This window comes from Acidovorax sp. HMWF029, assembly GCF_003060895.1.
GTDB lineage: Bacteria > Pseudomonadota > Gammaproteobacteria > Burkholderiales > Burkholderiaceae_C > Acidovorax.
Window position 1 is genome coordinate 1 of the sequence record NZ_QAIH01000117.1, and the last position, 10,357, is coordinate 10,357.

Here is a 10,357-nt window from a genome sequence, read left to right on the forward strand (position 1 = left end):
GGGGGAGGGACATGGGGCGTGAAAGAGCGGCTGCCCATTTTATGAAGGGCCGCAAGCGCCGTGCGCCCCTCCAATAAAAAGGGCTCCCAACGGGAGCCCAGTTTGCTTGGCCAGTGCGGGGGCGGGTGCTTGTCCAAAACACCTCCCATGGCAGCAGCACCCGCACCGCGCGAAGTGCTACCGCCATGGGAAGTCCCGCAACCGAGTCAATTACATGGCGCTGAATTCGCCGTGGGGGATCTGGCCGGTGCGCACGGCTTCGGCAGCCTGGGCGCGCACGGCTGCGCGGTCGGCGTTGGACTTGTAGGTCACAACGCGCGAGCCTGCGGGCTCCGTGCTGTGGGTGTGGGCTTCAGCCACGGCTTCGGCATTCACTTCAGCGCGGGTGCGGTTGGTGTCGAACTTCAGGGCAAATTGCGAGCCATCGGCTTCGTCTGCATGGGCACCAAAAGCGGCGAAAGCAGCAACAGCAACGACGGAGAGGAAACGGGCGTTCTTGTTCATGATGAATATCCTTGAAAGTTGAAAAAGCGTCTCAAAAAAGCCGGGTCAAAAACCATTCCTGAACCGGGTTCGGTGAGTCGCCTTGCGGGTTCGGCTCATCGATGGGTTGAACTGTACGCCGATGGTGTTCACAGAAAAACCGCCCGGTCGCGAACTAACTGTTCCAGTATTGAAAACAATCGGCAGGCCGCTTGCCGGAGGGCCGGGGAATGAGCAAACCGCCTGTGGCAAACTCCCGCGCTTCGCCTTTTCTTACCATCGTTTGACCGAGTCTCAGAGAGTCCGTCCTACCCATGCAGCAGATCGTTCGGCAGTTGGCCGCAGAAATCAAAGTCAGTGAATCCCAGGTGCGCGCAGCGGTGGAGCTGCTGGACGGGGGCGCCACGGTGCCCTTTATCGCCCGCTACCGCAAGGAGGTGACGGGCGGGCTGGACGACATCCAACTGCGCGAGCTGGAGGCGCGCCTGTCGTACCTGCGCGAGCTGGAAGACCGCCGTGTGGCCGTGCTCAAGGCCATTGACGAGCAGGGCAAGCTGACCGACGTGCTACGTGCCGCCATTGCCGCCGCTCCAACGAAGCAGGAGCTGGAAGACATTTACCTGCCCTTTAAGCAAAAGCGCCGCACCAAGGGGCAGATTGCGCGCGAGTTCGGCATTGAGCCACTGGCAGACAAGCTGTTTGCCGACCCCACGCTGGACCCGGCTGTGGAGGCTGCTGCGTTCACCAAGCCGCCCGAGGTGCTCGACGATGGCAAGCCAGGCGCTGATTTCTCGACCGTGCCTGCGGTGCTGGATGGCGTGCGCGACATCCTGAGCGAGCGTTGGGCCGAGGACCCGGCCCTGGTGCAAAACCTGCGCGAGTGGCTGTGGGCCGAGGGCTTGCTGCGCAGCAAGAAGGTGGAGTCCAAGAACGAGAACGACCCCGAGGTCTCCAAGTTCCGCGACTACTTTGAATACGACGAACCCATTGGCCGCGTGCCCTCGCACCGCGCGCTGGCGGTGTTCCGTGGCCGGGGGCTGGAGATTCTGGAGGCCAAGCTGGTGCTGCCGGTGGAGCCCGAGCCAGGCAAGCCCAGCATCGCCGAAGGCAAAATCGCCCTGCATCTGGGCTGGAGCCATGCAGGCCGCAAGGCCGATGACCTGATCCGCAAGTGCGTGGCCTGGACTTGGCGCGTCAAACTCAGCCTTTCGACTGAGCGTGACCTGTTCGCCCGCCTGCGCGACGAGGCCGAGAAGGTCGCGATCAAGGTGTTTGCCGACAACCTGCGCGACCTGCTGCTGGCTGCGCCTGCGGGCCCGCGCGTGGTGATGGGGCTGGACCCCGGCATCCGCACTGGCGTGAAGGTGGCTGTGGTGGACGCCACGGGCAAACTGGTGGAGACCGCCACCGTGTACCCGCACGAGCCCAAGCGCGACTGGGACGGCTCGCTGTTCACCCTGGCCAAGCTGGTGGAAAAACACGGCGTGAACCTGATCGCCATCGGCAACGGCACGGCCAGCCGCGAGACGGACAAACTGGCCGCTGACCTCATCAAGATGGCGGCCAAGGCCGACCGCGCTATCGAAAAGGTGGTGGTGAGCGAGGCGGGTGCGTCCGTCTACTCGGCCAGCGAATACGCCAGCCAAGAGATGCCCGATGTGGACGTGAGCCTGCGCGGCGCTGCCTCCATCGCACGCCGCCTGCAAGACCCGCTGGCCGAGCTGGTGAAGATCGACCCCAAGAGCATTGGCGTGGGCCAGTACCAGCACGATGTGAACCAGAGCGAGCTGGCGCGCACGCTGGGCACGGTGGTGGAGGACTGCGTGAACTCGGTGGGTGTGGACCTGAACACGGCCAGCGTGCCGCTGCTCAGCCGTGTGTCGGGCCTGTCGGGCAGCGTGGCCAAGGCCGTGGTGCGCTGGCGCGAGGCCAATGGCGCGTTCAAGAGCCGCAAGCAGCTGATGGACGTGGCGGGCCTGGGCGCCAAGACCTTCGAGCAGAGCGCGGGCTTCTTGCGCATTCGCGGTGGCGACAACCCGCTGGACATGACCGGCGTGCACCCCGAAACCTATCCGGTGGTCGAGCAGATCATGGAAAAGACGGGCAAGCCCGTGGCCGAGATCATGGGCCGCGCCGACATGCTCAAGACGCTCAAGCCCGAGCTGTTCGCCAACGACAAGTTTGGCGTCATCACCGTCAAGGACATCCTGGCCGAGCTGGAAAAGCCCGGCCGCGACCCGCGCCCCGACTTCAAGGTGGCGCGCTTCAATGACGGCGTGGAAGACATCAAGGACCTGAAAGAAGGCATGGTGCTGGAGGGCACGGTGAGCAACGTGGCCCAGTTTGGCGCCTTCATCGACCTTGGGGTGCACCAGGACGGCTTGGTGCACGTGAGCCAGTTGGCGCACAAGTTTGTGAACGACGCGCGTGAAGTGGTCAAGACCGGTGACATCGTCAAGGTCAAGGTCATGGAGGTTGACGTGGAGCGCAAGCGCATCGGCTTGTCGATGAAGCTGGATGCTGCGCCGCGCCAGCAAGGTGACCGAGGTGAGCGAGGCCCGCGCGACAACCGTTTTGAAGGTGCAGGCAGGGGCTATGCCCAGCCACCGCGCCGTGCCAACGAGGCGGCCCAGCCGTCGGCCATGGCCTCGGCATTTGCGAAGTTGCAACAGGTCAAGGGCCGGTAACTGCGGGCTGGCGAATGGGGCCTGCCGGGGGCCATAATCGCCAGCACCTCAATCACAATCGGTGCCCGTCCCATGGAGTTGAACGCACTGCTGGCCCAACCTGTGGCACTGCCCAGCCTGCCGCGCGCCGTGGCTCTGCTGATGAGCGAGCTGGCCCAGAGCGAACCCAGCATGCGGCGCCTGAACCAGCTGTTTGGTACCGACCCGGCCCTGGCCGCGCGCCTGCTGGAGTTGGCCAACTCTCCCACCTTCCAGTTGCCGCGCCAGATTGCTGGCATTCCCGAGGCGCTGGCGCTGCTGGGCATGGCCCAGTTGCGTACGCTTGTGTCCTCAGCCCCGCTGGGCACCACGTCGCGTTCAGTGCCAGGGGTGAACATGCAGCAGTTCTGGCGCTACAGCCTCAACACGGCCAAGTTGGCCCGTTCGCTGGCGGGCATCGTGCACCAGAACCAGATCGCGGCCTACACGGCGGGCCTGCTGCACGCGGTGGGCGAGCTGGTGATCCACCTTGCCGACCCTGACAAAGCCCAGTCGGTCAACACCCTGGTAGCCCCGTTTGACCTGCGCCGTGACAAGATCGAGCAGCGCATCTTTGGCTACAGCTATGGCCACGTTACCGCTGGCTGCGCGCGCCGCTGGCAACTGCCCGAGGTGGTGATCGACGCGTTGCAACACCAGAGCGCGCCGTTTGAGAACAAGGCCTACGAGCCTCTGGCGGGTGTTATCCACCTCGCCGCCTGGCGCGCCCGCGCCCGCGAGGCGGAGCTGGGTGAAAAGGAGCTGGCCGTGTCCTTCCCTGGCGAGGTGGGCCTGACCCTGGGCCTGGACATCGACATGGTGCTTCAGCAGGACCCCATCGACTGGACGGCCAAGCCGGAAGTGGCGGATTTTGTTGTGTAGGCCTTCGGGCCTGCGCAGCTTGGCGACAGCCTGCAGCGTTTTGCTTTGCGACAATCGCCGCCATGAAAGCACTGCGCATCCACGCTGGCCCCCGCGCCCGGCAACACCTTGAGCACCACGGCCTGCAGCCCGGCGATGTGGGCGTGATTCCCGCAGCGGCTGGGGGCCCCAAGGGGCTGATCCTGGGGCCGCTGGACCGGTTCATTTTTGGGGAGTGGCTGCCGCGATCGGACCAGCCGGTGCACTTGGTGGGCGCATCGATTGGCGCTTGGCGCATGGCCACGGCTTGTCTGCAGCAATCGGTGACGGCTTTCGAGCGGCTGGAGCATGACTACATTCACCAGGACTATGAGTTGCCCCCGGGCAAGAAGCGCCCCACGGCGGCCCATGTGAGCGAGCGGTTTGGTCGCAACCTGGATGCGTTCTATGGCGGGAAGGTGGATGAGGTGCTGAGCCACCCGCGCTATCGCCTGCACATCATTGCATCGCGGGGGCGGCACCTGCTGGGGCGCGAGCATGGCGTGGCTACGCCCCTGGGCTACCTGGGTGCCTTTCTGACCAACACGGTGCATCGCAAGGCCATGGGGGCTTGGCTGGAGCGGGTGGTGTTCTCGTCGCCCGACGCCTCGGTGCCGGGGGCGGCCTGCGCGGCGCTGCCGTTTGGCACGTCGGACTACCGCACGCGACAGGTGCGGCTCAGTGCAGCCAATTTCATGCCTGCGCTGCAGGCGAGCTGCTCCATCCCCTTTGTACTGCAGGCCGTGCACAACATCCCGGGGGCGCCGCCCGGGGCGTACTGGGATGGCGGTATCACCGACTACCACCTGCATCTGGCGTATGGCCGGTCAGGTTCTGATGCTTCCAATTTGATAGCTAATAAGGCAATAGGGGCGCGCGCAGGCGGCCTAAAAACCTTGAAAAACGAGGGCGTGCAGGCCATGGCGGCAGGTACGCGCCCGGGTTCAGCGGGCATTGTGCTGTATCCGCACTTTCAGCACCGGGTGGTGCCGGGCTGGCTGGACAAGGGCTTGAAGTGGCGGCACAAGGCAACCCCCGCGCTGGACAACATGGTGGTGCTTTCGCCCGATCCCGACTGGGTGCGTGGGTTGCCCAACGCCAAGCTGCCAGACCGCAAGGACTTCACCCACTACGGCTCCGACAGCCGCGCCCGCGCCCAGGCTTGGCTGGGTGCCACCAGCTCCAGCCAGCAACTGGCAGATGAATGGGCCGAGTGGCTGCAGCGGCCCGACATGGGGGCCGTGCATCCGCTCTAGTTGGAGTAGGGGCGTTGCTGCCTTTGTTGCGGTGGCTACAAGATGGCCGGTCTTGTCATCAAGCGGCCGCAGGGCGCCGCGTGGCTGCATCCTGCACTGCCCGTGCGGCGTGGCGGGCCGCATGCTCGCGGGCCCAGCCCAGCACTTCGTGGGCTGGCATCGGCCTGGCAATGCCATAACCCTGCGCCCGCTCGCAGCCCAGCTCCAGCAGCCGGGCCGCATGCTCGGCGGTCTCCACGCCTTCGGCCACCACATGGCGGTGGAAGGCAGCAGCCAGGGCCACGATGGCCTGAACGAGGGTGAGGTCGTCGCCGTCCTCCAGAATGCCGCGCACGAAGGACTGGTCGATCTTGATCGTTTCGGCGGGCAGGCGCTTGAGGTAGGACAGCGATGAGTAGCCGGTGCCGAAGTCGTCCAGCGCGAACCGCACGCCCAGTGCCTGGCAGCTTTGCATCATGCTGCGCATGTACTGCATGTCCTCCAGCGCTGCGGTTTCGAGGATCTCCAACTCCAGCCGGGTGGGCGAAACTTCGGGGCAGGTGTGCAGGATGTCCTTGAGGCGAGGCACGAAGTTGGGCCGGTGGAAGTGGGGCGCGGCGATGTTGACGCTGACCTCCCAGAGCATGCCCGCGTCGGTCCACTGCCGCATCTGGGCCAGGGCCTGGCGCAGCACCCATTCGCCCAGCTCGACCTGCAGCTCGGTGTCTTCCACCAGGGGCAGCACATGCTGTGGGCCCAGCAGCCCTTCCTCCGGGTGCTGCCAGCGCAGCAGGGCCTCCAGTCCGATGATTTCACCCGTACGCAGGTTGACCTTGGGTTGGTAGTGCAGTACCAGCTCGCCAGCGTGCAGGGCCTGGGCAACGCGGGTCTGGCGCGTGTGCTGGGTCTGTACGGCGTGGTCTTGCTGCACGTCGAACACGTGCAACTGGTTGCGGCCAAAACTCTTGGCCTGGCACATGGCCTGGTCTGCGTGGCGCAGCAAGGTGTCGGGGCTGGCGTTGTCGTGCGGGAACACTGCGACACCGATGCTCACCGTGGTGTTCACCTCGCGGTTGTCGATGGCGTAGGGGGCGGCCAGCTGCTGCATGAGTACAACCAGACGGGCTTCGATGGCCGGGATATCGGGCTGCTCGCCCAGCAGCAGCACGAACTCGTCGCCGCCCATGCGTGCCACGGCATCGCTGGGGGTGATGTAGGCCCCAAGCCGCCGGGCTGTTTCCTTGAGCAGGCGATCGCCGACACGGTTGCCGAAAGCATCGTTCACGGCCTGGAAATGGTCCAGATCCAGCATGCACACGGCCAACAGCAGGCCTTTGTTGTGGGCCACGAACAGGGCGTGGGTGAGACGCTCGGCAAGTGCGGCGCGGTTGTAGAGTCCGGTCAGCGGGTCGTGCCGGGCGTGCCAGGAGATCTGGTGGCGCAGGTTGCGGGCTTCGGTCACATCGCGGAACACCAGCACGCTGCCTACGGCCTGGCCGTTGTGCTGGCGGATGGGCGATGCGGTGTATTCGATGGCGTAACGCTCGCCCGAGCGGTGGATCAGGATCTCGTGCGTGGCCTGCTGCAGTGCACCGGGCTGGCTGTCGCGTTCAGCGGCTGTGCTGGCGTTCCGGCTGGATGGTTCTTCGTACAGGCGGAACACATCGTCCAGCTGTCGGCCCACGGCCTGTTGGGCCGTGAAGCCGGTCATGAGCTGCGCGGCCTCGTTGATGGTGTCGATGCGCCCCGCGAGGTCAGTGGTGATGACTCCGTCGCCAATGGAGGCGAGGGTGATTTCTGCGCGTTCCTTCTCGGCCTGCAGGGCCTCTTGTGCGCGCTTGCGTTCGGTTACGTCCACCAGGGTGCCGATGGTGCCTGCCAGCGCGCCATTGGTGCTGGTGAAGGGCGCTTCGTAGTACGCCATGTACAGCGGCGGGTGGTTGGTGGGTTGGATCGGGACCACGTTGTCCTGGGCGCTGGCGAACTGGGTAGAGTGTTCGGGCGCCAGGGCCTCTGGTACGGTGGAGGCGTGGTGCGCCCCGGTGGGGTCCACAGGGGTCTGGAAGAGCCTCTGCCAGGCGCGGTTGGTGTCCAGGTAGGTGCCATCGGCACGGCGCACGAACACGGGCAAGGGCAGGGCGTCGATCAGTTGCCGCGTGAAATGCAGCTGCTCGCTTTGCTGGCGTTGGGTTTCATGCAGCGACAGCACCAGCGACTGGACTTTGCCGGCCATGTCGTTGAACGCCTCGGCCATGGCCCGGGATTCGAGGGTGCCGGCCACCTCCATGCGGGTTCCCAGGTAGCCCTGGCGAAATCCATCGGTGGCCTGCGCCAGCCGTCGCAGCATGCGCGTGTTGGCGCGCAGCAGCAGGGTGAGCAGGAACAGGATGGTGAAGATGTTGAGCGCTGAGATGCGCGCCTGGACGATCACCGTGCTCCAAACCCTGTCCACAAGTGGTTGTACATGCAGGGTGATGGTCAGGCGGCCCGGCGAGCCGTCGGCCAGGCGCTGGGCGGACTGCATCAGAGGCTGGGGGATGTCCAGCCAAGGGATAAACCAGGCAGGAGCCAGCGGGGCGGGGGCGGAGGCCTGCACCTCGGTGACGGGCCACTGGACGCCTTGATGCGGCTGGGGCGGCTCCGAGGGTTCCCACGTGAGCGCCTGCACGCCAGGGCCCATTTGGGTGATGCCGTCGTGCAGGATGCTTGTGATGGTGGCTGCATCAGCTGCGGGCGCAGCCGCCAGGCGCGGCAACAGGTAGTCGCTGGCGCGCCGCAACTCGGCGGCGGCATGGCGATGGACCTCTTCGGTTTCGGCCTGCAGCAGGTAGTGGTAGCGCACGCCACTGACCAGCAGGATGATCAGCACGATGGGGACGTAGAGCCGGGGATAGGTGCCCTGCAGAAGCCAGGTGCTGAGATTTCCGGTGCGCATCATCGGCGGTTACCCTCTCCCCCATCCCAGGTAATGAATCGTTAATTAATGGTGAACTGATGGGGAGTCTAGCCGTTGGAGCTGCTGGGGCTGCCTTTTCGTGGAGGGTTGGCGGGGAAGTGTGGCGAGGTTGTGACATTTTGTAAAACCTGCTCGGCGCCGCGGCGGCCGAGACCCGGGTGGCAACAGCGTCAGAGCGACTGCGCCAGAATGTCCCGGTACTCCTCGGGCGTGGCAATGCGCGGGTTGGTCTTGTGGCAGTGGTCGGCCATCGCGCCCTGGATGATGTCGTCAAACATCGCTTCGTTCACCCCCATGGCGGCAAGGCCCGTGGGCAGGCCCAGGCGGGCGTTCATTTCACGGATGGCTTCGGGGATGTCGCCTGCGCTGGCCAGGCCCATGGCGTGGGCCATGCGCTCCAGGCGCTTTTCTTTTTGCACCGATTCAGCCTGTGCATTGAAGCGGACCACGGCGGGCAGGAACATCGCGTTGAGCGTGCCGTGGTGCAGGCGCGGGTTTACGCCGCCCAGGCTGTGGCTGAGCGAGTGCACGGCGCCCAGGCCTTTTTGGAAGGCCATGGCGCCCTGCATGCTGGCGCTCATCATGTGCAGGCGGGCGTCGCGGTCGCTGCCGTTTCGGGTGGCTTGCTCGATGTTCGCCCAGCCGCGTGTGAGGCCGTCCAGCGCAATGCCATCGGCGGGCGGGTTAAAAGCGGCTGACATGAAGGTTTCCATGCAGTGCGCGATGGCGTCCATGCCCGTAGCGGCTGTGAGCATGGGGGGCAGGCCCAGCGTGAGCTCGGGGTCGCAGATGGCGGCCTTGGGCACCAGGTTCCACGAGTGAAAGCCCAGCTTGCGGTGGTCATCCACGATGATGATGGCGCCGCGCGCCACCTCGCTGCCCGTGCCGCTGGTGGTGGGCACAGCGATCAGGGGCGCGGCGCGGTCGGTGATGCGCGGCGAGCCGCCTTCGATGGTGGCGTAGTGGGTGAGGGGACCTTCGTGCGTGGCGGCGATGGCGATGCCCTTGGCGCAGTCGATGGCCGAGCCGCCGCCCACCGCGATAAGGCCGTCGCAGCCTTGGGCCTTGTACATCTCCACGGCGGCGCGCACGGCGGCTTCGGTGGGGTTGGATGGGGTCTGGTCAAACACGGCCACGGTCATGCCGGGCAAGGCGTCCAGCGCCTTTTGCAGCACGCCAGCGGCCTTCACGCCAGGGTCCGTCACGATCAGCGGGCGGGTGATGCCCACGCGCTCGCATTCCTGCTTGAGCAGTTGGACAGCGCCGAATTCAAACTGGATCTGGGTGACGTAGTAGATGAAAGCCATGGTGCAACAGAATGTGTGAATGGGAGTGCCAGCGATTACGATAGCCCGCCAGCCTTTGATACAGGTTTCAAGCCCACTTTATAAGGAGGAGACACGCGTGAAAACGAAGCAAACCCTGATGGCGGCCCTGGTGGCCGTCGCATCTGTGACAAGCGCCCAGGCCCAGTGCCTGACCGACACACAGGCCACCGAGCTGGTGGCCAACTACGTGGCCAAGACTCCCGCCGCCAACCCCGATAACCTGACGGACGCCGATGGCGCCTGCACACGCGGCAAGGTCAACGCCTTGCTGGCCCAGCGCTTGGGCAAGGTGATTGGCTACAAGGCAGGCCTGACCAACCCCGCCGTGCAAAAGCGCTTCAACACCGACAAGCCCGTGTGGGGCAAGCTCTATGAAGGCATGGTGTTGCAAAGCGGCGCCACGGTGGACCCAGCATTCGGCGCCCGCCCCCTTTATGAAGCCGACATGCTGGTGCGCGTGAAGAGTGCGGCCATCAACCAGGCCAAGACCCCCATGGACGTGCTGGACGCCGTGGACCAGATCATCCCGTTCATCGAACTGCCCGACCTGATGGTGCAGGCGCCGCCCAAGCTCAACGGTGCGGGCGTGACGGCCATCAACGTGGGCGCGCGCCTGGGCGTGGCGGGTGCGCCCATTGCGGTGCCTGCGTACCGGGGCGAGCGTTTTGCCATGCTCCAGGCCCTGGCCGACATGAACGTGTCCCTGTCCGATGGTGCGGGTGCCCGCCTGGGGGGCGGCAAGGGCAGCGA

General features: G+C 65.5%; 6 protein-coding genes and 1 pseudogene. 4 read left to right on the top strand and 3 right to left on the bottom strand.

The window, feature by feature from the left end:
* Positions 1–210: 210 nt before the first annotated feature.
* Positions 211–504 carry a DUF4148 domain-containing protein gene (locus DBR12_RS08025; protein WP_108616769.1) on the bottom strand — a complete coding sequence of 98 codons (294 nt, stop codon included), beginning with the start codon at positions 502–504 and terminating at the stop codon, positions 211–213.
* A gap of 293 nt (positions 505–797) precedes the next feature.
* On the opposite strand from DBR12_RS08025, the gene DBR12_RS08030 reads away from it, so the two are divergent.
* The 3 genes from DBR12_RS08030 (at position 798) to DBR12_RS08040 (ending at position 5,344) form a co-directional block, all read left to right on the top strand.
* Entirely contained in the window at positions 798–3,170 is a 2,373-nt protein-coding gene (locus DBR12_RS08030) for a Tex family protein (protein ID WP_108616770.1), read from the top strand.
* Positions 3,171–3,242: 72 nt separating this feature from the next.
* The gene (locus tag DBR12_RS08035) at positions 3,243–4,070 is read left to right on the top strand and encodes an HDOD domain-containing protein (RefSeq protein WP_108616771.1); all 828 of its coding nucleotides are present in this window, start codon (positions 3,243–3,245) and stop codon (positions 4,068–4,070) included.
* 62 nt (positions 4,071–4,132) lie between these two features.
* Positions 4,133–5,344: a patatin-like phospholipase family protein gene (locus tag DBR12_RS08040; RefSeq protein WP_108616772.1), complete on the top strand. Its 1,212-nt coding sequence runs from the start codon at positions 4,133–4,135 to the stop codon at positions 5,342–5,344.
* Between the two features lie 58 nt (positions 5,345–5,402).
* On the opposite strand, the gene DBR12_RS08045 is transcribed toward DBR12_RS08040, so the two are convergent.
* Positions 5,403–8,261, bottom strand: coding sequence for an EAL domain-containing protein (locus tag DBR12_RS08045; RefSeq protein ID WP_233244349.1), 2,859 nt, complete (start codon positions 8,259–8,261; stop codon positions 5,403–5,405).
* A 188-nt stretch (positions 8,262–8,449) separates the two neighbouring features.
* Positions 8,450–9,586, bottom strand: a complete 1,137-nt coding sequence (locus DBR12_RS08050; protein ID WP_108616773.1) for an iron-containing alcohol dehydrogenase — start codon at positions 9,584–9,586, stop codon at positions 8,450–8,452.
* 97 nt (positions 9,587–9,683) lie between these two features.
* Between DBR12_RS08050 and DBR12_RS08055 the strand changes: the two are divergent.
* A pseudogene (locus tag DBR12_RS08055) lies at positions 9,684–10,357 on the top strand (2-keto-4-pentenoate hydratase); the annotation flags it as partial.

Excerpts from the sequence above, each read along its gene's own strand:
- DBR12_RS08050 (WP_108616773.1), bottom strand. The coding sequence starts at position 9,586 with ATGGCTTTCATCTACTACGTCACCCAGATCCAGTTTGAATTCGGCGCT.
- DBR12_RS08030 (WP_108616770.1), top strand. The coding sequence starts at position 798 with ATGCAGCAGATCGTTCGGCAGTTGGCCGCAGAAATCAAAGTCAGTGAA.
- DBR12_RS08040 (WP_108616772.1), top strand. The coding sequence starts at position 4,133 with ATGAAAGCACTGCGCATCCACGCTGGCCCCCGCGCCCGGCAACACCTT.
- DBR12_RS08045 (WP_233244349.1), bottom strand. The coding sequence starts at position 8,261 with ATGATGCGCACCGGAAATCTCAGCACCTGGCTTCTGCAGGGCACCTAT.
- DBR12_RS08035 (WP_108616771.1), top strand. The coding sequence starts at position 3,243 with ATGGAGTTGAACGCACTGCTGGCCCAACCTGTGGCACTGCCCAGCCTG.
- DBR12_RS08025 (WP_108616769.1), bottom strand. The coding sequence starts at position 504 with ATGAACAAGAACGCCCGTTTCCTCTCCGTCGTTGCTGTTGCTGCTTTC.